Origin of the sequence: Mycobacterium sp. SMC-4, assembly GCF_050205565.1 — a bacterium.
Taxonomy (GTDB): domain Bacteria; phylum Actinomycetota; class Actinomycetes; order Mycobacteriales; family Mycobacteriaceae; genus Mycobacterium.
Genome location: NZ_JBNMQU010000012.1, coordinates 37,741 through 59,235, shown reverse-complemented (window position 1 = coordinate 59,235; position 21,495 = coordinate 37,741). Strand labels below are relative to the sequence as shown.

General features: G+C 68.6%; 22 protein-coding genes. 16 read left to right on the top strand and 6 right to left on the bottom strand.

Annotated elements, in window-relative coordinates:
- The first annotated feature begins 46 nt into the window (after positions 1-46).
- From ACQI46_RS20355 to ACQI46_RS20295, 13 genes are all read left to right on the top strand, one after another.
- Positions 47-751: a response regulator transcription factor gene (locus ACQI46_RS20355; RefSeq protein WP_427095987.1), complete on the top strand. Its 705-nt coding sequence runs from the start codon at positions 47-49 to the stop codon at positions 749-751.
- Positions 729-2,297 carry a sensor histidine kinase gene (locus ACQI46_RS20350; RefSeq protein ID WP_427095851.1) on the top strand — a complete coding sequence of 523 codons (1,569 nt, stop codon included), beginning with the start codon at positions 729-731 and terminating at the stop codon, positions 2,295-2,297. Before ACQI46_RS20355 ends, ACQI46_RS20350 begins: the two co-directional genes overlap by 23 nt.
- 36 nt (positions 2,298-2,333) lie before the next feature.
- Positions 2,334-3,617 (top strand): glycosyltransferase, encoded by a 1,284-nt coding sequence (locus ACQI46_RS20345; RefSeq protein ID WP_427095850.1) that lies wholly within the window; start codon positions 2,334-2,336, stop codon positions 3,615-3,617.
- Entirely contained in the window at positions 3,614-5,512 is a 1,899-nt protein-coding gene (locus tag ACQI46_RS20340; RefSeq protein WP_427095849.1) for an ArnT family glycosyltransferase, read from the top strand. Before ACQI46_RS20345 ends, ACQI46_RS20340 begins: the two co-directional genes overlap by 4 nt.
- Before the next feature lie 60 nt (positions 5,513-5,572).
- Complete coding sequence (locus ACQI46_RS20335) at positions 5,573-6,064, top strand: beta-class carbonic anhydrase (RefSeq protein WP_427095848.1); 492 nt, start codon at positions 5,573-5,575, stop codon at positions 6,062-6,064.
- Positions 6,065-6,217: 153 nt separating this feature from the next.
- On the top strand, positions 6,218-7,147 hold the full coding sequence (gene cysD / locus ACQI46_RS20330) for a sulfate adenylyltransferase subunit CysD (protein WP_427095847.1): 930 nt from the start codon (positions 6,218-6,220) through the stop codon (positions 7,145-7,147).
- 14 nt (positions 7,148-7,161) lie between these two features.
- A complete protein-coding gene (gene cysN, locus ACQI46_RS20325; protein ID WP_427095846.1) occupies positions 7,162-9,039 on the top strand; it encodes a sulfate adenylyltransferase subunit CysN in 1,878 nt (625 codons plus the stop codon).
- The gene (locus tag ACQI46_RS20320; RefSeq protein WP_427095845.1) at positions 9,036-9,767 is read left to right on the top strand and encodes a 3'(2'),5'-bisphosphate nucleotidase CysQ; all 732 of its coding nucleotides are present in this window, start codon (positions 9,036-9,038) and stop codon (positions 9,765-9,767) included. Before cysN ends, ACQI46_RS20320 begins: the two co-directional genes overlap by 4 nt.
- Before the next feature lie 34 nt (positions 9,768-9,801).
- The gene (locus ACQI46_RS20315; protein WP_427095844.1) at positions 9,802-10,398 is read left to right on the top strand and encodes a cysteine hydrolase family protein; all 597 of its coding nucleotides are present in this window, start codon (positions 9,802-9,804) and stop codon (positions 10,396-10,398) included.
- A 74-nt stretch (positions 10,399-10,472) separates the two neighbouring features.
- Positions 10,473-11,108 (top strand): hypothetical protein, encoded by a 636-nt coding sequence (locus tag ACQI46_RS20310; protein WP_427095843.1) that lies wholly within the window; start codon positions 10,473-10,475, stop codon positions 11,106-11,108.
- Positions 11,109-11,150: 42 nt separating this feature from the next.
- A complete protein-coding gene (locus ACQI46_RS20305; RefSeq protein ID WP_427095842.1) occupies positions 11,151-11,618 on the top strand; it encodes an Rrf2 family transcriptional regulator in 468 nt (155 codons plus the stop codon).
- Between the two features lie 32 nt (positions 11,619-11,650).
- Complete coding sequence (locus ACQI46_RS20300) at positions 11,651-12,664, top strand: nitronate monooxygenase (protein ID WP_427095841.1); 1,014 nt, start codon at positions 11,651-11,653, stop codon at positions 12,662-12,664.
- 49 nt (positions 12,665-12,713) lie between these two features.
- Positions 12,714-13,139 (top strand): ester cyclase, encoded by a 426-nt coding sequence (locus tag ACQI46_RS20295; RefSeq protein WP_427095840.1) that lies wholly within the window; start codon positions 12,714-12,716, stop codon positions 13,137-13,139.
- Positions 13,140-13,161: 22 nt separating this feature from the next.
- Here ACQI46_RS20295 and ACQI46_RS20290 read toward each other — a convergent pair whose 3' ends face one another.
- From ACQI46_RS20290 to ACQI46_RS20280, 3 genes are read right to left on the bottom strand one after another with little or no spacing between them, the layout of a single operon-like run.
- Positions 13,162-14,034 (bottom strand): hypothetical protein, encoded by an 873-nt coding sequence (locus ACQI46_RS20290; RefSeq protein ID WP_427095839.1) that lies wholly within the window; start codon positions 14,032-14,034, stop codon positions 13,162-13,164.
- Between the two features lie 20 nt (positions 14,035-14,054).
- A complete protein-coding gene (locus tag ACQI46_RS20285) occupies positions 14,055-14,699 on the bottom strand; it encodes a response regulator transcription factor (protein WP_427095838.1) in 645 nt (214 codons plus the stop codon).
- Positions 14,687-16,012: a histidine kinase gene (locus ACQI46_RS20280; protein WP_427095837.1), complete on the bottom strand. Its 1,326-nt coding sequence runs from the start codon at positions 16,010-16,012 to the stop codon at positions 14,687-14,689. Before ACQI46_RS20280 ends, ACQI46_RS20285 begins: the two co-directional genes overlap by 13 nt.
- A gap of 119 nt (positions 16,013-16,131) precedes the next feature.
- Between ACQI46_RS20280 and ACQI46_RS20275 the strand changes: the two genes are divergently transcribed.
- The 3 genes from ACQI46_RS20275 to ACQI46_RS20265 are packed head-to-tail and all read left to right on the top strand — an operon-like array spanning position 16,132 to position 18,872.
- Positions 16,132-17,253 carry a TDT family transporter gene (locus ACQI46_RS20275; protein ID WP_427095836.1) on the top strand — a complete coding sequence of 374 codons (1,122 nt, stop codon included), beginning with the start codon at positions 16,132-16,134 and terminating at the stop codon, positions 17,251-17,253.
- Between the two features lie 42 nt (positions 17,254-17,295).
- Positions 17,296-18,177, top strand: a complete 882-nt coding sequence (locus ACQI46_RS20270; protein ID WP_427095986.1) for an LLM class flavin-dependent oxidoreductase — start codon at positions 17,296-17,298, stop codon at positions 18,175-18,177.
- A gap of 26 nt (positions 18,178-18,203) precedes the next feature.
- Positions 18,204-18,872, top strand: a complete 669-nt coding sequence (locus ACQI46_RS20265; RefSeq protein ID WP_427095985.1) for a DUF899 domain-containing protein — start codon at positions 18,204-18,206, stop codon at positions 18,870-18,872.
- A gap of 18 nt (positions 18,873-18,890) precedes the next feature.
- On the opposite strand, the gene ACQI46_RS20260 is transcribed toward ACQI46_RS20265, so the two are convergent.
- The 3 genes from ACQI46_RS20260 to ACQI46_RS20250 form a co-directional block, all read right to left on the bottom strand.
- Entirely contained in the window at positions 18,891-19,118 is a 228-nt protein-coding gene (locus ACQI46_RS20260; protein WP_427095835.1) for a hypothetical protein, read from the bottom strand.
- 84 nt (positions 19,119-19,202) lie between these two features.
- Positions 19,203-20,309: an acyl-CoA dehydrogenase family protein gene (locus ACQI46_RS20255; protein WP_427095834.1), complete on the bottom strand. Its 1,107-nt coding sequence runs from the start codon at positions 20,307-20,309 to the stop codon at positions 19,203-19,205.
- 8 nt (positions 20,310-20,317) lie between these two features.
- Positions 20,318-21,478 carry an acyl-CoA dehydrogenase family protein gene (locus ACQI46_RS20250; RefSeq protein WP_427095833.1) on the bottom strand — a complete coding sequence of 387 codons (1,161 nt, stop codon included), beginning with the start codon at positions 21,476-21,478 and terminating at the stop codon, positions 20,318-20,320.
- Between the last annotated feature and the right edge of the window lie 17 nt (positions 21,479-21,495).

The following is a 21,495-nucleotide window of genomic DNA, read 5'->3' as shown; positions in this document are numbered from 1 at the left end:
CCCCTCGTCCGCGTCCGGAGGCGACGTCGAAGCCGCCCGGGTGGTGATGCGGCGCGCGGACGGCAAGCCGATTCAGGTTCTTGTCGTCGACGACGAACCGGTGCTGGCCGAGCTGGTGTCGATGGCGCTGCGCTACGAAGGGTGGGAGGTCACCACCGCCGGCGACGGCGCCACCGCGATCTCGCGGGCCCGGCAGACTCCGCCGGATGTCGTGGTGCTCGATGTAATGCTGCCCGACATGAGCGGCCTGGACGTGCTGCGCAAGCTGCGCGAGCACAACCCGTCGCTGCCGCTGCTGCTGCTCACCGCCAAGGACTCGGTCGAAGACCGCATCGCCGGGCTCACCGCCGGCGGCGACGACTACGTGACCAAGCCGTTCAGCATCGAGGAGGTCGTGCTGCGTTTGCGTGCGCTGCTGCGCCGCACCGGGGTGACCACCGAGAGCGGCAGCAGCACGCTCGTGGTCGGCGACCTCGTGCTCGACGAGGACAGCCACGAAGTCACCCGCGCCGGCGAGGTCATCGCGCTGACCGCCAGGGAATTCGAGCTGCTGCGCTTCATGATGCGCAACGCCAAGCGGGTGTTGAGCAAAGCGCAGATCCTGGACCGGGTGTGGGACTACGACTTCGGGGGCCGGTCGAACATCGTCGAGTTGTATGTGTCCTACCTGCGCAAGAAGATCGACAGCGGCCGCGCACCGATGATCCACACGTTGCGTGGTGCGGGGTATGTCCTCAAGCCCGCGCCGTGACGGCACCGGCCCCCGGCTACGGGTGCCGCGGTCGTGGTCGTTGCGCCGACGCATGCTGGTCACCCAGGTGCTTCTGCTGGCCGGGGTGTGCGCCGGGATCGGCATCGGCACCGAGTTCGCGCTGCAACGCTTCCTGACCGGTCAACTCGACGAGCAGGTGGTCGAGGCGGGCCGCCGCTCGGCGGTGATCTTCGACTACGGCCCGCCGCCACCGCCGGGGCAGCGGCCGACGCTTCCCGAGCTGCGTGCCGGACCGCCGCCGGGCGGCGGTGAGGACGGGCCCGGGCCCGCGTTCCTCAACGCCCCCGGTCAGGCGATCCGCACCGTCGGCGCGGTGGTTTCCAACGGCCGTCCGGTCGACGCGGGAGTCATCACCACCGGCGGGGCGCGTTCGGAAATACCTTCTGCCGCAGCGCAGCAACTGGCCGACGCCCACGCCGACCGGCATCCGCAGACGGTCGAGCTGGACGGCCTGGGCCGCTACCGCGTCGTCGGTTTCCCGAGCCTGCGCACCGGCGACACCGTCGTCACCGCCCTGCCCACGACGGTCGTCGACGACACACTGCTGCGCACGCTGATCATCTTCTGCGTGGTGGCCGCCGTCGCGGTGGCCATTGCGGCCGGCGCCGGCATCGCCATCATCGGTCGCCAATTACGGCCGCTGGCAGAGCTTTCCGACGCTGCCGAACAGGTGGCAGCTCTCGAGCTCGATCGCGGCGAGGTCAACCTGCCGACACCGATCGTCGAGGTGGATCCGCAGGCCGCCCGCACCGAGGTCGGCAGGCTCGGCACGGCGCTCAACCGCATGCTCGATCGCATCGCCGGGGCGCTGCAAGCCCGCCACCAGAGCGAGACCCGGGTCCGCCAGTTCGTCGCCGACGCCAGCCACGAACTGCGCACACCGTTGGCGGCGATCCGCGGATACACCGAGCTGGCGCAACGCCGCCGAGCCGACGTGCCCGACGATGTGGCGCATGCGATGAACCGCGTCGAATCCGAGGCGGCACGGATGACCCAGCTGGTCGAGGACATGTTGCTGCTGGCTCGACTCGACACCGGCCGGCCGCTGCAACGCGAGGCGGTCGATCTGAGCCGCCTGGTCGTCGACGCCGTCAGCGACGCTCATGTCGCCGGCCCGGATCACACCTGGCGGCTCGACCTGCCCGAGGAACCCGTCACCGTGGCCGGCGACGAGGCGCGGCTGCACCAGGTGCTGGCCAACCTGCTGGCCAATGCCCGCACCCACACCCCACCGGGCACGACGGTCACCGTCGCACTGTCCGTGGCGTCCGGGGCGACGGCCGTGCTGACCGTCGGCGACGACGGGCCGGGCATCCCGGAGCAGCTCCAGCCCGAGGTGTTCGAGCGGTTCGCGCGCGGCGACTCGTCGCGTGCGCGCCGCGACGGCAGCAGCACCGGGCTCGGCCTGGCCATCGTCGCCGCGGTGGTGCGCGCCCACGGTGGCGCCATCGCGCTGCACAGCGTTCCCGGCAGCACCGAATTCGTCGTCACACTGCCCGGCGCGGTACTCACAGCCGGCACATAGCTGCGCCCCACGTCGGGCACACCCGCCGCGCCGACGATGAACACCATGACAGACATCGCCGAGCGGACCGATGCGTGCGCAGGGCGAGCCTTCCGGCACCGACCCGACGCCGCCTGCGCAGCACGGGGTTCCGGCGCGCCGGTGCTCGACGTGGTGGTCCCGGTACACAACGAGCAGACCGTGCTCGCCGAATCCGTGCACCGCCTGCACCGCTATCTGCGCGAGGCCGTGCCCTTCCCGGCACGCATCACCATCGCCGACAACGCCAGCTCCGACGACACACCGCACATCGCCGCCCAACTCGCCGACGAACTCGGCGAGGTGCGCGTGCTGCGGCTCGAGGAGAAGGGCCGCGGCCGGGCGCTGCACCACGCGTGGACACGCTCGGACGCCGCGGTACTGGTCTACATGGATGTGGACCTGTCCACCGATCTCGCCGCGCTGGCCCCGCTGGTCGCGCCGCTGATTTCGGGTCACTCCGATCTCGCGATCGGCACCCGGCTCGGCCGCGGCGCGCGCGTGCGGCGGGGCGCCAAACGTGAGGTCATCTCCCGCTGCTACAACATGTTGTTGAAATCGACTCTGGCCGCGCGCTTTTCCGATGCGCAATGCGGCTTCAAGGCGATCCGCGCCGACGTCGCAGCCGAGTTGCTGCCCTACGTCGAAGACACCGGGTGGTTCTTCGACACCGAACTCCTGGTGCTGGCCGAGCGCAGCGGGCTGCGCATCCACGAGGTCCCCGTCGACTGGATCGACGACCCGGACAGTCGGGTCGACATCGTGGCCACGGCCGCGGCCGACCTGCGCGGGATCGCGCGTCTGCTCAAAGGCTTCGCCTCCGGCGCCATCCCGGTGCACACCATCGCAGCGCAACTCGGCGCGGCACGGTCGCCGGCATCCGGCTCGCTGCTGCAGCAGGCGGTGCGGTTCGGTGTCGTCGGGCTCGCCTCGACCGCGGCCTACGTCGCGTTGTTCATGCTGCTGCAAGGCTGGACCGGAGCGCAGTGGGCCAATCTGGTGGCACTGCTGCTCACCGCGATCGCAAACACCGCAGCCAACCGGCGCTTCACGTTCGGCGTTGCGGATCGACGAGGCCTGGCCCGTCACCACGCCGAAGGTCTGATCGTGTTCGGTGTCGCGCTGGCGATCACCAGCGGTGCCCTGGCGCTGTTGCACACCACCGTGGAATCACCGCATCACCTGATGGAACTCACCGTGTTGGTGACCGCCAACCTGCTCGCCACAGTGGTGCGGTTTGTCCTGTTGCGCGGCTGGGTCTTTCACCCGCTGCGCAACCGATCCGAAGGAGTCCGGCGATGACGCTGGCGATGGAGAACGCGCCGGATGCCCGGGCGCTCCCGAATGACCGACCCCGGTGGGCGCGGCCCGCGCTCGTCGCACTGCTGGGCGCGACGGCGCTGCTGTACCTGTGGGGCCTGGGTTCGGCGGGCTGGGCAAACGAGTACTACGCGGCGGCCGCACAGGCCGGTACGCAGAGCGCGAAGGCGTGGTTGTTCGGCTCGCTCGATGCCGGCAACGCGATCACCGTCGACAAGCCGCCTGCTGCGCTGTGGGTGATGGCGTTGTCGGGCAGGCTGTTCGGCTTCAGCCCGTTCACGATGTTGCTTCCGCAGGCGTTGATGGGCGTGGCCGCCGTCGGCGTGCTGTATGCGACGGTGCGCCGCGTCAGTGGGCCGGGCGCCGGGCTGATCGCGGGTGCGGCGCTGGCCGCGACACCGGTGGCGGCGTCGATGTTCCGGTACAACAACCCCGACGCGCTGCTGGTGCTGCTGCTCGTGGTGGCCGCCTACCTGATGGTGCGCGCGATCGACAGTGGACGGACCCGGTGGGTGGTGCTGGTCGGCGTCGTTCTCGGTCTGGCCTTTCTGACCAAGATGCTGCAGGCGTTCCTGGTGGTACCGGGCCTGGCGCTCGCGTTCCTGGTCGCCGCCCCGATCGGGGTGTGGCCTCGGCTGCGCGCGCTGCTGGCCGGTGGCCTGGCGATGGCCGCCACCGCGGGATCGTTCCTGGCTCTGGTCAGCCTGTGGACGGCGGATTCCCGTCCGTACATCGGCGGTTCCACGGACAACAGCCTGCTGCAGTTGGCCTTGGGCTACAACGGTATTCAGCGCGTGATGGGGATGGATGGCGGCCCCGGAGGCGGTCCCGGCGGACCGCCGGGGCCGGGTGGGCCACCGGGGCCGGGCGGTCCCGACGGCGGCGCGAACCTGTTCTTCGGCGGCGAACCGGGGATCACCCGGATGTTCGGCGCGTCGATGGGCGGCGAGGTTTCCTGGCTGTTGCCCGCTGCGCTGATCGGTCTGACCGCCGGACTCTGGTTCACGCGCCGCACGCCGCGCACTGCGGCGCTGCGCGCGAGTCTGCTGCTGTGGGGCGGCTGGCTGCTGGTCACTGCCGTCGTCTTCAGCTTCATGGACGGCATCATTCATCCGTACTACACGGTCGCCCTTGCGCCCGCGATCGCGGCGCTGGTCGGGCTCACGGTCGCCGAGATGTGGCGGGTCCGCCGGCAGCTGGGTCTGCGGCTGACGCTGGCCGCGATGAGCGCCGCGACGGGCGTGTGGACGTTCGTCCTGCTCGACCGCACCCCGGACTGGCATCCGTGGCTGCGCTGGGTGTTGTTGGTCGGCTCCGTCGTCGCTGCGGGGGCACTCGCGCTGGGGAGCCACCGCGCGGGGCGTCTCGCCGCGGTCGTCGCGGGGGCAGCGTTGGTCTTCGGGGCCGGCGGGTCGGCCGCCTATGCGGTGGAGACGGCGACGCACGTCGGCAGCGGTCCGGGCATGATGTCGGGCCCGGTGGCCCAGAGCGGCATGCCGGGGCCGGGTGGTCCGCCGGGGCCCGGTGGTCCGCCGGGCATGGACGTCGCCGACAACTCGTTGCTCGCTCATCTGGTCAGCACGGCCGACAACCGCTGGGCCGCCGCCACGGTCGGGTCGATGCTCGCCGGCCGGCTGGAGTTGGAGACCGGGGCGTCGGTGATGGCCATCGGTGGTTTCACCGGCAGCGACGACGCGCCGACGCTCGCACAGTTTCAGGAGCACGTCGCCGACGGCGAGGTCCGCTACTTCATCGCCGCGGGCCATCCTGGCCCTCGACGGGAAAGCGGGGCCGCGGCCGAGATCGAGGCGTGGGTGCGGCAGCATTTCGCACCCACCACCGTCGGCGGATCGGTCGTGTTCGATCTGCAGCGGTGAATCACGATCTCGGTGATTCTGACCAGTGACTTACCGGGTCGACGCTGTTAGCTTCGCGCCATGTCGGTCACCGATGAGTATCTGAAGAACAACGAGGAGTACGCAAAGACGTTCTCCGGGCCCCTGCCACTGCCGCCCAGCAAGCACGTCGCTGTCGTCGCCTGCATGGACGCCCGTCTCGACATCTACCGGATCCTCGGCCTCAAAGACGGCGAAGCCCACGTCATCCGCAACGCGGGGGGCGTCGTCACCGACGACGAGATCCGCTCGCTGGCCATCAGCCAACGGCTGTTGGGCACCAAAGAGATCATCCTGATCCACCACACCGACTGCGGCATGCTGACCTTCACCGACGACGGCTTCAAGCAGCAGATCCAGGACGAGCTCGGGATCAAACCCGAGTGGGCGGCCGAGGCATTCATCGACGTGGAGGAGGACGTACGGCAATCGGTGCGCCGCATCGAGGCCAGTCCGTTCGTCACCAGGCACGAGTCGCTGCGGGGCTTCGTCTTCGATGTCGCCACCGGCCGCCTGAACGAGGTCACCCTCTAGCCGCGAGCAGACACGCAGGCCCCCGGAAGTGCCGCTGACAGGGGCCTACCCGTCTGCTCGGCAAAGGAACTTTGACACCTGGAGACCGCAGCGGTTACATTCGCCGATTATGGCCGTAAATATGGTCAGTTCTACCAACTTTACGAGGATGCGATGACCGCGACCGAGGAACTCGCCCCGACCGCCGGGCGCTACGAACTCAGCCACCTGCGCGCGCTCGAAGCCGAGGCCATTCACATCATCCGCGAGGTCGCGGCCGAATTCGAACGGCCCGTGCTGCTGTTCTCCGGCGGCAAGGACTCGATCGTGATGCTGCACCTGGCGGTGAAGGCCTTCCGGCCCGGCCGCCCGCCGTTTCCCGTCATGCACGTCGACACCGGACACAACTTCGACGAGGTGCTGGCCGCCCGCGACGACCTCGTCGACAGCACCGGGGTACGCCTGGTCGTCGCCAAAGTGCAGGACGACATCGACGCCGGCCGCGTCGTCGACAACGGTCCCTCGCGCAATCCGCTGCAGACGGTGACGCTGCTGCGCGCGATCCGGGAGAACAAGTTCGACGCCGCGTTCGGCGGGGCCCGCCGCGACGAGGAGAAGGCCCGCGCCAAGGAGCGGGTGTTCAGCTTCCGCGACGAGTTCGGTCAGTGGGATCCGAAGGCTCAGCGTCCGGAGCTGTGGAACCTGTACAACGGCCGCCACCGCAAGGGCGAGCACATCCGCGCGTTCCCGTTGTCGAACTGGACCGAGTTCGACATCTGGTCCTACATCGGCGAAGAGAACATCACACTGCCGTCGATCTACTACGCCCACCAGCGCAAGGTGTTCCGGCGCGACGGCATGCTGCTGGCCGTGCACCCGTTCCTGCAGCCCCGGGACGACGAAGAGGTGTTCGAGACCAGCGTGCGGTTCCGCACCGTCGGCGACGTCACCTGCACCGGCTGCGTCGAGTCCACCGCCGCCACCGTCGAACAGGTGATCGCCGAGACCGCCGTGTCGCGGCTGACCGAGCGCGGCGCGACCCGCGCCGACGACCGGATCTCCGAGGCGGGGATGGAAGACCGCAAGCGTGAGGGCTACTTCTGATGATGACGACGACGGTGACGAATGACGTTGCGCGCCCCGATGCGACGCTGCTGCGCCTGGCCACGGCCGGATCGGTCGACGACGGCAAATCCACCCTGATCGGGCGGCTGCTGTACGACTCGAAGGCTGTCATGGAGGACCAGTTGGCCGCCGTCGAGCGGACCTCCAAGGAACGCGGCCACGACTACACCGACCTGGCGCTGGTGACCGACGGCCTGCGCGCCGAGCGTGAGCAGGGCATCACCATCGATGTCGCCTACCGCTACTTCGCCACGGCCAAGCGGAAATTCATCATCGCCGACACCCCGGGCCACATCCAGTACACCCGCAACATGGTGACCGGCGCCTCGACCGCGCATCTGGTGATCGTGCTCGTCGACGCGCGCAACGGGCTGCTCGAACAATCACGCCGGCACGCGTTCCTGTCCTCACTGCTGGGCGTGCAGCACGTGGTGCTGGCCGTCAACAAGATGGACCTGATCGACTGGGACCGTGAACGATTCGAGGCCATCCGCGACGAGTTCCACGCGTTCGCCACCCGGCTGGACGTGCACGACGTCACGACCATCCCGCTGTCGGCACTGCACGGCGACAACGTCGTCACCAAATCCGACCGCGCCCCCTGGTACGAGGGACCCTCGCTATTGAGCTACCTCGAGGACGTGTACGTCGCCGGCGACCGCAACCTCGTCGACGTCCGCTTCCCGGTGCAGTACGTGATCCGGCCGCACACCCGCGAGCACCAGGACCACCGCAGCTACGCCGGCACCGTGGCCAGCGGCGTGATGCGTCCCGGCGACGAGATCGTCGTGCTGCCCAGCGGGAAGTCCTCACGCATCACCGCGATCGAAGATCCCAGTGGCCCGGTCGACGAGGCCTTCCCACCGATGGCGGTCTCGGTCAGCCTCGCCGACGACATCGACATCAGCCGTGGTGACATGATCGCCCGGCCCAACAACCGGCCGCGCGTGGTGCAGGATTTCGATGCCACGGTCTGTTGGATGGCTGACGACAACGCACTGGAACCGGGCCGCGATTACCTGATCAAGCACACCTCGCGGACGACGCGGGTACGGGTGACCGACCTGGACTACCGACTCGACGTCAACACGTTGCACCGCGACAAGTCGGCCACGGCACTGAAACTCAATGAGCTGGGCCGGGTTTCGCTGCGGTCGCAGGCGCCCCTGCTGCTCGACGAATACAGTCGCAATCCCGCGACCGGCTCGTTCATCCTGATCGATCCGAACACCAACGGCACGGTGGCCGCCGGCATGGTGCTGCGTGACAGCTCGGCCGGGACCGCCAGCCCGAACACGGTGCGCCACCAGTCGCTGTGCTCGCAGGATGACCGGCTGACCACGGGCCGCACCGTCTGGTTCACCGGATTGTCCGGCTCGGGCAAGTCGTCGGTGGCCATGCTGGTCGAACAGAAGCTCCTCGAAAAGGGCATTCCCGCCTACGTTCTCGACGGTGACAATCTGCGCCACGGCCTGAACTCCGACCTCGGGTTCTCGATGGCCGACCGCTCGGAGAACCTGCGCCGGCTGGCCCATGTCGCAGCGATCCTGGCCGATGCGGGGCAGGTGGTGCTGGTACCGGCGATCAGCCCCCTGGCCGAGCACCGGGAACTCGCCCGCAAGGTGACCCTCGATGCGGGGCTGGAGTTCTACGAGGTGTTCTGCGACACGCCGCTCGAGGACTGTGAACGCCGGGACCCCAAGGGCCTGTACGCCAAGGCGCGCGCCGGCGAGATCACCCACTTCACCGGCATCGACAGTCCGTATCAGCGGCCCAAGAACCCCGACCTGCGGCTGACCCCCGAGCAGACGCCGGACGCCCATGCCGAGGCGGTCATCGAACTGCTCGAGCGCGGAGCCGGCGGCGAGTGAACGACCACGAACTGGCCGGACGGCTGGCCACCGAGGCAGGTCAACTCCTGCTCGCGGTGCGCGGCGAGCTCGGCCAGGCCAGCGCGCAGGAGCGGAAAGACGAGGGCGACAAGCGTTCTCACAACTTCCTGATGGCGGCTCTGGCAGCGGAACGTCCAGGCGATGCCGTGTTGTCCGAAGAGGGCGTCGACGATCCGGTGCGCCTGGCCGCCGAGCGGGTGTGGATCGTCGACCCGCTCGACGGCACCCGGGAGTTCTCCGAACTCGGCCGCATTGACTGGGCGGTGCACGTGGCGTTGTGGGAGGCCGGGGCACTTGTCGCCGGTGCCGTGGCGCTGCCCGCGCAAGGCGTCACTCTGGCGACCCCGACCGTGCCGACGCCCCCGGCGGCGCCCGAGGCGCCGCGCGTCGTCGTGTCGCGGACCCGCCCGCCTGCGGTGGCGCTGCAGGTGCGCGACGCGCTCGGTGGTGTTCTGGTCGAAATGGGTTCGGCCGGTGCGAAAGTCGCATCGGTGGTGCAGGGTCTGTCGGATGTGTATGTCCACGCCGGCGGCCAGTACGAATGGGATTCCGCGGCGCCGGTGGCGGTCGCACGCGCGGCCGGTCTGCACACGTCACGCATCGACGGCTCGGAGCTGGTGTACAACCAGCGTGACTCCAAGTTGCCAGATCTGGTGGTGTGCCGGCCCGAGTTCGCCGACGCGGTGCTGGCCGTCACCGCTGCCTGACCGGCCGAAACGGCGCGCGCGGTAGGCTCCGGGCATGTCTGACCTTCCCACCCTGCGCTCACTGACGGGGCTGCCGCTGGAGCCGGTCAGCCTCGCCGATTCGGCGCTGGTGCTCATCGACTGCCAGAACACCTACACCTACGGGACGCTCGAACTCGAGGGTGTCCAGCCTGCGCTGGAGGAGGCCGCCGCGTTGCTGGATCGGGCCCGCAGCGCGGGTATTCCAGTCATTCACATCCAGCACGACGCCGGACCGGGTTCGCCGTACGACGTCACCGCCGAGATCGGCGCGATTCACACCTCCGTCGCCCCGCGCGAGGGCGAGCCCGTCGTGGTGAAGAACTATCCGAATTCGTTCGTGCAGACCGACCTCGACGAACGCCTCAAAGCGGTCGGCGCGTCGAACCTGGTGCTGGCCGGCTTCATGACGCACATGTGTGTGAACTCCACGGCGCGCGGCGCGTTCAACTTGGGCTACGCACCGACAGTGGTCGCGGCGGCGACCGCGACACGCGCGCTTCCCGGTGTCGACGGCGACGTGCCCGCCGCAGCGGTGCACGCCGCGGGTCTCGCGGCGGTGGCAGATCTGTTCGCGGTGGTCGTGCCCAACGGTGCGGCCGTACCGGACTAGATCCGGTTCGTCCGCTGCGGTCGGGGGAAAACCTCGGGCGAATCAAACAGGAAAGGGGTCCGATGATCCGCACGGTGGTTGCTGCAGCCGTAACGGCGTTGACGCTGGCAGGCTGTGGTGCGCAGGAGAGTTCGCCGCAGCCGACGCAGGCCACGTCGGCCGAGGGGACGGCCGAAGAATCGGTCGAAGAGACCGCGGACGCGCGCAGCGATGAAGACCAGATCCGCGAGGTCGTCTACGAGCAGGCGCGGGTCTTCGAGGCGGGTGCCTGGGACCAGCTGCCCGGCCTGACCTGCGCGTCGCAGCGCGAGAAGGCCAGCGACGCGGGTGAATACCTGGTGCCGCCGATGGAGGCGTTCGGATCGCGGGAGCAGATGACCGCGATGACGGTGCCGCAGGTGTCTCAGGGCTTGACCCAGCAGTTCGGCGCCGACGCACCACCAGAGCTGGTGGACCGGGTGGCCCAGGCGCTGGTGGCCTACGACGAACCGGCATACAAGGCCGGCATGTTGGACCTGCTCAAAGAGTCGGCCACGTTGAAAATCGACAAGGTGGAGAACATCGTGGTCACCGGTGACACCGCGACCGCCGAGGTGACCAGCACCCGCACGATGGGCGGTAAGCCACCCCAGACGCGAACCGACACCATGCCCTTCGCCCGCGAGGACGGCCGGTGGCTGGATTGCACGGGGAGCACCGGCGAGTCCTGACACCGCGTTCCTCGCCGTAGCCGCATTGTCTAGCCTGGGGCCATGCGGATGTCGGCCAAGGCGGAGTACGCCGTTCGGGCGATGGTCCAATTGGCGACAGTGCGGGACGGCGCTCTGGTGAAAACCGACGACCTGGCCAAGGCCCAGGGGATCCCGCCGCAGTTTCTCGTCGACATCCTGTCGGATCTGCGCACCGACCGATTGGTGCGCAGTCACCGTGGCCGCGACGGCGGCTACGAGCTGGCGCGCCCGGCCACCGACATCAGCCTCGCCGACGTCCTGCGCTGCATCGACGGTCCACTGGCCAGTGTGCGCGACATCGGCCTCGGCGATCTGCCCTACTCGGGACCCACCGCGGCCCTGACCGACGTGTGGCGGGCGCTGCGCGCCAGCATGCGTTCGGTGCTGGAGCAGACCAGCCTCGCCGACGTCGCCGCCGGGGTGCTGCCTGAACACGTCGGCGCCCTCGCCGACGATTACCGACGGCAACAGCAGGCGCGCGGCCACTAGGACCGCCGAACTGTTCGTGGTAGCAAGAGCAGGTGGCGTTCGACTTCCGTGACCTGAGCGCGCCGATCGCCGTCGCCCCGATGGCCGGCGGACCGTCGACGCCCGAACTCGCCGCGGCCGGCACCGAGGCCGGCGGCCTCGGCTTCGTTCCGGCCGGGTACCTGACCGCGCCGGTGTTCGCGCAGCGGCTCGAGGCGACGATGCGGCTCGCCTCAGGTCCGGTCGGTGCGAATCTGTTCGTGCCGCAACCCAGTTCCGGTGCCGCCGCCGACGTCGAGGCCTACGCCGCCGCACTGGCCGACGAAGCCCGGCGCTACGGCACCGATCTCGGCGGACCCCGCTACTTCGACGAAGACTGGGACGCCAAGATCGAGGTGCTGCTCGACCTCCGGCCCGCCGTGGTGTCTTTCACGTTCGGATTGCCCGACATCGCGGAGCGACGCCGACTGGCCGACGCCGGAATCACGACCGTGGCGACAGTCACCACCGCGGCCGAGGCCCGTCGGGCCGTGGACTGCGGAGTGGATGTCCTTACCGCACAAGGGCCGTCGGCCGGCGGCCACCGGGGCACATTCGATGCCACCGCCCAGCCGTCGGAGCAGCCCCTCGAGGCGTTGGTGGCAGAGCTGGTCGCACAGTTCGATCAGCCGGTCGTGGCCGCCGGCGGTTTGATGACCGCCGCCGATATCGACCGGGTCCGGCAGACCGGCGCGGTCGCCGCGCAACTGGGTACGGCGTTTCTGTGCAGCGACGAGGCCGGCAGCACCCCGGTGCATCGCGCCGCGCTGCGCGACGGCGCCTTCACCGAAACCGCGGTCACCAAAGCGTTTTCCGGCCGCTATGCCCGCGGGCTTCGTAACCGCTTCATCGACGAGTACGACCACCGTGCCCCACTGGCCTATCCCGAGGTGCACTATCTGACCAGCCCGCTGCGGGCGGCCGCGGCGCGGGCGAACGACCCTCAGGCACTCAACATCTGGGCCGGCACGGGCTTTCGGCAGATTCAGTCCGGTCCGTTGCGCGCCATCATGGGAGCCCTCTACTAGTCGGCGAGACAGTTGCGCACTGTCTCACGGGAGCGCATACAGTATGCGCATGGCTGAGGAGTCCAGCGGGTCGCACAACAAGCGGCTGGTGCGCAGGTTCTTCACCGCGATCGAGGACGGGGACTTCGACGTCTTCGACGAGATCGTCGCGGACACCTACGACGACCACCTGCCCGGCCAGTCGGCCGGCCGGGACACCCTCAAAGACTACTTCCACGGGTTGCGGACAGCGTTCCCCGACCTTCGGCTCCCGATTTCACAGATGATCGCCGAGGACGACCGCGTCGCGGTGCTCAACGCCGTCCAGGGCACCCATCGAGGCGAGTTCCTCGGCATCGCCCCCACCGGCCGCCGAGTCGACGCGTCGGCATTCCAGCTGTACCGGATCGAGGACGGCCGATTGGCCGAGCACTGGGAAGTCGCCGACTTCGCGACGCTGCTGAGGCAGTTGACCGGTGACGCCGAGCCGTCCTAGTCGACTTCGTCGACGAGCCGTTCTAGTCGACTTCGTCGACGACCACATTGCCGGTGTCCGATCGAGCGGTCACCACAGCTGCCGCCTCCGCGGCGTCCCGGGTCTGCGGCACCTTGACGACGGTGTGACCGCGGTCGTGGCCGGTGGTCGCGTTGACCAGATAGGGGCCCGGTGCGGGCAAGGTCAGGACGACGCTGCCGTGCCCGGTTTCGGCGTCGATGGTCTCGGGGACCTCACCGAACTCGACGCTCATCTCGCCGGTGGCGGTGGCCGCTCGGAACGACTCCGACACCGAAATGGGGCGGCGGCTGACGATCTCACCGTCCTCGTTGTCGATGTCGATCCGTCGGGCCGACCCGCTGAGCACGACAGCGCCCTCGCGGGTGTGCGCGGTGAATTGGTCGAGGTCGGCGTCAGCCAAGATCACCCCGATGTCCTGGCGGACGGTGACGCTCAGCCGGCGCGCGAGTTCGTCGGGCACCACGACCGTGATCTCACCGGCGCGGGCCTGCCGCAACCAGTTCGATGACTCGGGGTTGATGCTGACCCGCGCGGAGGTGCCGTCGGCGCTGACACTCAGCGGTTCGGCGTCCGAGCGGGCGGAGTTGACCATGCGCATGTCGACCCGGGGCTCGCCGGCCGACCGGTCCGAGGTGATGCGGACGGCCGCCGGCGCGGTATCGATGTCGATCTCCAGCGTGCGCAACGACGCCGGCAGTGCCGAGGATTCGGCGATGACGCGAAACCTGCTGATTCCGAACGACACACCGGCCAGCGCAACCAGCACACCGGTCAGCAGGAGCGCGGCCATCACGACCAGCCCGGCGCGCACGGTGGTGCGCGTACCGGACGACAGCGGGGGAGGGGGAGAGGCCGGTGTGAGGGTGTTCGTCACGGGATTTTCCTTTCAGCACATCACGATTCGAGGTAGCGCAGCACCGCCAACACGCGGCGGTTCTCGCTGTCGTCGGGTGCGAGGTCGAACTTGGCGAAGATCGAGGCGATGTGCTTTTCGGCTGACCCGACCGACATGTGCAGTTCTGCGGCGATGGCGGAGTTGGTCCTGCCCTCGGCCATCAGCTGCAAGACCTCGCGTTCACGTGGCGTCAGCACGTCCAGAGTGGCGCGGCTACGCGAGCGCACCAGAATCTGGGACACGACCTCGGGATCGAGCACGGTGCCTCCCGAGCCGACGGTGCGCACCGCGTCGAGGAACGCCGGCACGTCGGCCACCCGGTCCTTCAACAGGTAACCGAAACCCTTGGTGTCCGAGGCGATCAGCTCGGCGGCGTAACGCTCTTCGACGTAATGCGACAGCACCAGCACCGGCGACTCCGGATTCTGGGTGCGCAACAACGCCGCGGCGCGAATCCCTTCGTCGGTGAACGTCGGCGGCATCCGGACGTCGACGATGACCAGATCCGGTCGCTCGTCGTTGACCAGTCGCAGCAGGTCGGTCGCGTCGGAGACTTCGGCGACGACGTCGTGACCGGAGTCGGACAGGATGCGCACGATTCCCGCCCGCAGCAGCGCGGAGTCTTCGGCGATCACGATGCGCATGGCAGCACCGCCGTGATGATCGTGGGCCCGGTGGCGGGGCTGGACACCGAGAATGTGCCGCGGGCGGCGCGGACCCGTTCGTCGAGCCCGCGCAGGCCGGTCGCATCGGAGTCGAGGTCACTGATCTGGGCACCGCCGCACCCGTCGTCGAACACGGTGACGTGCAGTTCCTCGGCGGTTTCGTCCAGGCGCACCGTGACCGTCGCCTGCGTCGCTCCCGAATGCCGGGTGATGTTCGTAAGCGCCTCGGCGACAACGAAGTATGCGCAGGCCTCCACCTCCTCGGGCAGACGGCGAGGCAGGTGCACGCTCAACGTCGTCGGGACCCCGGCGTTTGTGGAACGCTGGGCGACGGCCGACAGTGCGGCGTCCAGGCCGCGGTCGGACAGGATGGTGGGCGCGATGCCGCGCACGACGTTGCGCAGCTCCACGAGTGCACTCTTGGCGTCCTCGTGGGCTTCGGCGATCAGCTCCTTGGCTTTGGGCAGGTCGGTGTCGAGCTTGGTGCGGGCCAGGCCGATGGTCATCGCCAACGACACCAGGCGCGGCTGGACTTCGTCGTGCAGGTCGCGTTCGATGCGGTGCCGTTCGGTCTGCGCGGAGGTCACCGCACCGGCGCGCGCATCGGCCAGGGCAGTGACCTGGTGTCGCAGCACGGCCGTGGGTGAGGGCGTCAGCAGCCAGCGGTCGATGCGCGCGTCGAGTTCGGGGGCGAACACCAGCAGTGCCGCGGCAGCGGCAAACGCCACCACAGCCAGCAGCACGGCCACCGGCGTCGGCACGAAGGACAGGCCGGCCTCGGCGTCGCTGTTGCCGATCGCGATGGCCGCCGCCGGCGCGACGAACGCGAACACCAGCAGACCCACGGCCAGCGCGGTGACCGCGATGTCGTAGAGCATCCGCAGATAGTGGTGTGCGGCGGCCTTCCAGAACCATGCGCTGCTGACGTCGATCCACAATTGGTGCGCCCAGCCCTGGAACCCGGAGTGCGGCGATGCCCGGTGTACCGGGACGCCCAGACCCATGCCGAACACCGCTTCGCTGCGGATCCGCTCGAAACGGTCGATGCCTCGGATCAGGTACACGAAAACCACTGCAGCCAGAATGAATCCGACCACACTGGGAATCGACGACAAACCGATCACCAGTATCGCCAGCGGAATCCAGAACCACACGGTGCCCAGCGCGCCGCCCACCAGCAGCGAGGCGGTGGGCACCACCCCGATACGGCGGACGCGCGGCGGCGGCGTCGCAGCAGGCGGGGGCGGAGCGAACTCGAAGGTGTCGGCGTGCATGTCGGATACTGCGGCCATGTCCCCAACCTATGGATGCGGCGGCTTCACCGAAACAACGTTTTCCGGACATCATTGCGGGGGTTAACCCCCAATGGGTCCGCGAGGTTCGTCGATTACGCAGTCGACATACTGTCCGGATGACCAGCGACCGGCCTGCGATCCTCGGCTACCTCGGGCCAAATTGGTTCGCCTCGGTGATGGGCACCGGAATCGTGGCGACCGCAGGAGCGTCATTGCCGGTGCAGGTGCCGGGACTTCACGGGTTCGCGTCGGTCGTGTGGGCCGTGTCGGCGCTGTGGCTGGTGGTCCTCGTCGTCGCGATGATCGCGCACTGGGTGCGCAACCCGACGGTGGCACGCAGCCACGTCCGGAATCCCCAGATGGCACATTTCTACGGCGCGGCCCCGATGGCGCTGTTGACGGTGGCCGCGGGAGCGCTGCTGCTCGGGCCTGATCTGGTCGGCTCCGACGTGGCGGTGACCATGGCCTGGTGGTTGTGGGGCGCCGGCACTGCGGGCGGCCTGTTCACCGCGATGAGCATCCCGCACCTGATGTTCACCCAGTACCGGGTCGAACCGGACGCCGCATTCGGCGGCTGGCTGATGCCCGTCGTTCCGCCCATGGTGTCGGCCGCCACGGGCGCCATGCTCATCCCGCACATGGACGAAGGACCGGGGCGGGCCACGATGCTCTACGGCTGCCTGGCGATGTTCGGGTTGTCGCTGATCGCGTCGTTGATCATCATCACGATGGTGTGGAGCCGGCTGGCGCACTACGGAACCTCGGGTACCGCACGGGTGCCGACGTTGTGGATCGTGCTGGGGCCTCTCGGCCAATCCATCACCGTGGCAGGACTTCTCGCTGTCGACGCGCCCTTGGCGGTCGAACCGGACATCGCCGACGGTCTGCGGGTCTTCGCGGTGCTCTACGGAGTTCCGGTGTGGGGTTTCGCGGTGCTGTGGATCAGCCTGGCGACGTCGCTGACGGTGCGGACGCTGCGACGCGGCATGCCGTTCGCGTTGACGTGGTGGAGTCTGACGTTCCCGGTCGGCACCTTCGTGACCGGCACGACGCAGCTGGCGTTGCACACCGGGCTGCCGGCGTTCCGGGTGGCGGCCGCAGCCGCCTACGTCGGGCTCCTGGCCACCTGGTTGCTGGTGGCGGTGCGCACATTTGGCGGCGGACTGCGCGGGGCACTGTTCGCGCCGCCCGCCGCCGAACCCATCCGCGCGCGCAAGGACCCACCGCGCCAAACCTGACCGTTTGCGGCGCGTGTCAGAATCGCCGACGTGCGTATCGGGATGACGATGCCGGTGATGGAGCCCGACCTGGACCGCGCGACGCTCAGACGGTGGGCGCGCGTTGTCGACGACGGTCCGTTCTCGTCGCTGTGTTGGGGTGAGCGCATGGCGTTCGACAATCCCGAGAGCCTGACACTGCTCGGCGCGTTGGCGGCCTGGACCGACCGGGTGCGGTTGGTGACCACCGTGGTGATCCCGCAACTGCACGACCCGGTGATGCTGGCCAAGGCGCTGGCCACCGGCGACGTTCTCAGCGGCGGGCGCCTGACCGTGGGCCTGGGCGTCGGCGGCCGCCACGAGGACTACCGCGCCGCGGGCGCGGACCCGGCCACCCAGACCATGCGCCAGATGGCCGATCGTGTCGCGGTGATGAAACGCGTCTGGGCGGGGGAGAAGGTCACCGATTCCACGCTGCCGGTTGGCCCGCCACCCGTGCAGCCCGGCGGCCCGCCACTACTGGTCGGCACGATGGGACCGAAAACCCTGCGGAGTGCGGCCGTTTGGGCCGACGGGTTGGCCGGCACCACCCTCGATCTGGACGTGACGAAGCAGAACGAGCTGTTCGACGTAGCACGCGACGCCTGGCAGGGCCAAGGCAGGGACCGACCGCATCTGGCGACGTCGTTCTGGTTCGCCATCGGTGACGGCGATGCGCCGCGCGAGCAGGTGCACCGCCACCTGTTGCGCTACATGAACTGGATCCCCGCCGAGATCGTCGACGCGATGGCGCCGACCACCGGCTGGGCCGGCACCCCGGAGCAACTGCGCGCAGTCCTGGACGCGTTCGCCGCCATCGGCACCGACGAGGTCCACCTCATCCCGACCAGTACGGATCTCGACCAGTTGCATCGCGTCGTGGAGGTGGTTTCCGACCTCGCGTGACGGTGCGCGATGGCAAGCTCGCAGCCATGGGAACCGCCTTGCCTCCGATCGTGTCCCGCGCCGAGTGGGAGAAAGCCCGCGCCGACCTGCTGGTCCGGGAAAAGGAACTCACCCGCCTGAAAGATTCCGTGAGCGCGGCGCGACGACGCCTGCCGATGGTGCAGATCGACACGCCCTACGCGTTCGACACCGAATCCGGGCCACTGTCGCTGCTCGAACTGTTCGACGGTCGCCGCCAGCTGATCGTGCAGCACTTCATGTTCGCGCCCGACTGGGACGAAGGATGTTCGGGTTGTTCGATGATGGCCGACCACATCGGTCCGCTGTCCCACCTGCACGCCAAAGACACGTCGTTCGTACTGGTTTCACGCGCGCCGGTCGGCAAGCTCGTGGCGTTCAAGGACCGGATGGGCTGGGATCTGCCGTGGGTGTCCTCGGGTCGCAGCACCTTCAACGAGGACTTCGGTGCCACCGTCGACGGCGAGGAACACCACTCGATCAGCGTGTTCCTGCGCGACGGCGACCGCGTGTTCCACACCTGGCAGACGTTCGGCCGCGGTGAGGAACCGTTCATGCTGGTGTTCGACCTACTGGACCTGACGCCGTACGGACGCCAGGAGACCTGGGAGGACTCACCACAGGGATGGCCGCAACAGCCGCCGTACGAGTGGATGCGGCTGCACGACTCCTACTGACTCTGGTCGTCTCGACGGCTACTTGATCCACTTGAACGGCTTGTCCCAGTGCCCCGGCGGGACACCGACCCACTGCCCGAGGTGACCCGGCGGGATGCCGACGACATGGCCCACGTGGCCGGGGCTCGGCGGCTTCGGGTGCCACCAGTGCGGATCAGCCGCTGCACCACCTGCGCCGAGCGCCGTCGCTGCCGTGCCCAGGCCGCCGACGATCATGGCGCCGGCGACCATCTTCTTCACTCGCATCGTGCCCTCCTCACCTACTGGATGCTCGTTGCAATTTCTTCTGTGTCTATCGCATTCCCGACAGCGAGCATTAAATTTCCCAGGTCAGACGGTGATGACCTCGTACTCACCGAGCGCACTGATCAGCGTGTGCAGTTGATCCTGCGAGGACCCCAGCGTGTGCTCGATGGCGGTGAGCCGCGCCGCGTAGTGGCTGACCGGGTACTCGGCCGTGACGCCGATGCCGCCGTGCAACTGGATCGACTCCTGGCTGATGTGCCGTCCGGAGCGGCCGATCTGCAGCTTCGACCGTGCCGCGATGACCGGGTCGAGGTTGCCGTCGGCGATGGACATGGCCGCGTACAGCGACATGCTGCGGGCCAACTCCAGCGACACGTACATGTCGGCGGCGCGTTGGGTGAGCGTCTGGAACTTGCTCAGCGTCACGCCGAACTGCTTGCGCTGCGTCAGGTACTCGGTGGTCAGCCGCAGCGCCTCCTCCATCGCGCCGAGCGCCTCGGCGCACAAGGCCGACGAGATACGGACCAGCACGCGGTTGATCGCCTCTGAGGCGTCGGTCGCGGCTCCGAGCGGCTGGGCGGGCGTCCCCTCGAAATCGATCTGGGCGCCGCGCTGGCCGTCGAAGGTGCGGTACGGCTGACGGCGCGTGGCGGCCGCGTCGACCAGGAACAGGCCCGTGCCACCGTCGGGCAGCGCCGCGCTGACGACGAGGGTGTCGGCGCTGTCGCCGGCCAATACCGGGTTCTTGGTGCCGGTGATCGTCCACGAATCACCTTGCTGCGCAGCGGTGGTGGTGACAACAGCCGAGACGCCGCGGGCGCCCGGCTCGAAATGGGCGAACGCCAGCAGGTGTTGACCGGAGGCGACCTCGTCGAGCACGGCCTTCTGCTCGTCGGTGCCGACCTCGGCGATCAACGAACCCGGTGCCAATGCGGCGTGCACCACCGGCTCGGGCGCCAGACGTCGACCGATCTCGGTCATCGCGACCATCACCTCGATCTGACCGCCGGCGTCCTCGTCGAAACCGAGCCCCAGCAGGCCGATCTCGGCCAGCTGGTTCCACACCTCCCGACTCCAGCCGGTTTCGGACTCGATGACCTCGAGCCGACGCTCGATGGTGTAGGTCCGCGCCAACACGTCGCGCGTGGTGTCGCGGAGCAGGACCTGCTCTTCGCTGAGTTGAAAGTCCATGTCTTACCTCACAATCCGAGAATCGTCGACGCGATGATGGTGCGTTGCACCTCGTTGCTGCCGCCGTAGATGGACGTCTTGCGGTAGTTCAGATACTGCGGAGCGGCGTATTGCGCCCATTCCGGTGAGGCGATGTCGTCGCCGGCATGGAAAGGCAGCGCATCGAGGCCGGCGACTTCTACCGACAGTTCGGTGGTGAGCTGCTGAAGCTGGCTGGCGCGCAGCTTGAGCACCGAGGAGGCCGGGTTGGGCTTGCCGGCCGACGAGCCCGACACCACCCGCATCTGTGTCAGCTCCAGGGCGATGACGTCGTTTTCGAGTTCGGCGAGCCGGGCCGCGAACAGCGGGTCGTCGAGCAGGCCGCTCTTCTTGGCGCGGGCTTTGATGTCGGAGAGCTTGACCTTGGTGCGGCCGATCTGGGTGATACCGGTGCGCTCGTTGCCGAGCAGGAACTTGGCGTAGCTCCAGCCCTGGTTCTCCTCGCCGACCAGCTGATCGGCCGGCACCCGCACGTCTTCGAAGAACACCTCGTTGACCTCGTAGCTGCCGTCGATCAGCTTGATCGGCCGCAGCGTGATGCCCGGGGTCTTCATGTCGATGAGCAGGAACGAGATGCCGGCCTGCTTCTTGGGTGCGTCGGGGTCGGTGCGGACCAGGCAGAAAATCCAGTCGGCGTACTGGCCGAGCGTGGTCCAGGTCTTCTGTCCGTTGACGACGTAGCTGTCGCCGTCGCGGATCGCCGTGGTTCGCAGTGACGCCAGATCCGACCCCGCCTCGGGCTCGGAGAAGCCCTGGGCCCACCAGATGTCGAGTGCCGCGGTCGGCGGCAGGAACCGCTCTTTGAGCTCCTGCGATCCGAATTCGGCGATCACCGGCCCGACCATCTGCGCGTTGAACGTCAGCGGCTCCGGCACGCTGGCCAGCTGCATCTCGTCGCGCCAGATCTGGTGCTGGGTCTGCGTCCAGTCCTTGCCGCCCCACTCCACCGGCCAGTTCGGAACCGCCAGCCCGTGCTCGTTGAGGATTTTGTGCGACGTGATGACGTCCTCGTGGTGAAGCTCCGTCGCGCGGCGCGCACGCTCGCGGATCTCCGCGGGAATCTTCGTGCGATAGAAGGTGCGAAGCTCGTCGCGAAAGGCGGCTTCCTCGGGTGTCAGCGCCAGCTGCATGGCGGCCTCCTGCTCCG

What these genes read in the sequence shown, in the direction of transcription:
- ACQI46_RS20345 (WP_427095850.1), top strand. Translation starts at nt 2,334, where the DNA reads ATGAACACCATGACAGACATCGCCGAGCGGACCGATGCGTGCGCAGGG.
- ACQI46_RS20295 (WP_427095840.1), top strand. Translation starts at nt 12,714, where the DNA reads ATGGCTGAGGAGTCCAGCGGGTCGCACAACAAGCGGCTGGTGCGCAGG.
- ACQI46_RS20350 (WP_427095851.1), top strand. Translation starts at nt 729, where the DNA reads ATGTCCTCAAGCCCGCGCCGTGACGGCACCGGCCCCCGGCTACGGGTG.
- ACQI46_RS20335 (WP_427095848.1), top strand. Translation starts at nt 5,573, where the DNA reads ATGTCGGTCACCGATGAGTATCTGAAGAACAACGAGGAGTACGCAAAG.
- ACQI46_RS20265 (WP_427095985.1), top strand. Translation starts at nt 18,204, where the DNA reads ATGGGAACCGCCTTGCCTCCGATCGTGTCCCGCGCCGAGTGGGAGAAA.
- ACQI46_RS20315 (WP_427095844.1), top strand. Translation starts at nt 9,802, where the DNA reads ATGTCTGACCTTCCCACCCTGCGCTCACTGACGGGGCTGCCGCTGGAG.
- ACQI46_RS20340 (WP_427095849.1), top strand. Translation starts at nt 3,614, where the DNA reads ATGACGCTGGCGATGGAGAACGCGCCGGATGCCCGGGCGCTCCCGAAT.
- ACQI46_RS20255 (WP_427095834.1), bottom strand. Translation starts at nt 20,309, where the DNA reads ATGGACTTTCAACTCAGCGAAGAGCAGGTCCTGCTCCGCGACACCACG.
- ACQI46_RS20280 (WP_427095837.1), bottom strand. Translation starts at nt 16,012, where the DNA reads ATGGCCGCAGTATCCGACATGCACGCCGACACCTTCGAGTTCGCTCCG.
- ACQI46_RS20275 (WP_427095836.1), top strand. Translation starts at nt 16,132, where the DNA reads ATGACCAGCGACCGGCCTGCGATCCTCGGCTACCTCGGGCCAAATTGG.
- ACQI46_RS20305 (WP_427095842.1), top strand. Translation starts at nt 11,151, where the DNA reads ATGCGGATGTCGGCCAAGGCGGAGTACGCCGTTCGGGCGATGGTCCAA.
- ACQI46_RS20250 (WP_427095833.1), bottom strand. Translation starts at nt 21,478, where the DNA reads ATGCAGCTGGCGCTGACACCCGAGGAAGCCGCCTTTCGCGACGAGCTT.
- ACQI46_RS20285 (WP_427095838.1), bottom strand. Translation starts at nt 14,699, where the DNA reads ATGCGCATCGTGATCGCCGAAGACTCCGCGCTGCTGCGGGCGGGAATC.
- ACQI46_RS20270 (WP_427095986.1), top strand. Translation starts at nt 17,296, where the DNA reads ATGACGATGCCGGTGATGGAGCCCGACCTGGACCGCGCGACGCTCAGA.
- cysD (WP_427095847.1), top strand. Translation starts at nt 6,218, where the DNA reads ATGACCGCGACCGAGGAACTCGCCCCGACCGCCGGGCGCTACGAACTC.
- ACQI46_RS20355 (WP_427095987.1), top strand. Translation starts at nt 47, where the DNA reads ATGCGGCGCGCGGACGGCAAGCCGATTCAGGTTCTTGTCGTCGACGAC.
- ACQI46_RS20260 (WP_427095835.1), bottom strand. Translation starts at nt 19,118, where the DNA reads ATGCGAGTGAAGAAGATGGTCGCCGGCGCCATGATCGTCGGCGGCCTG.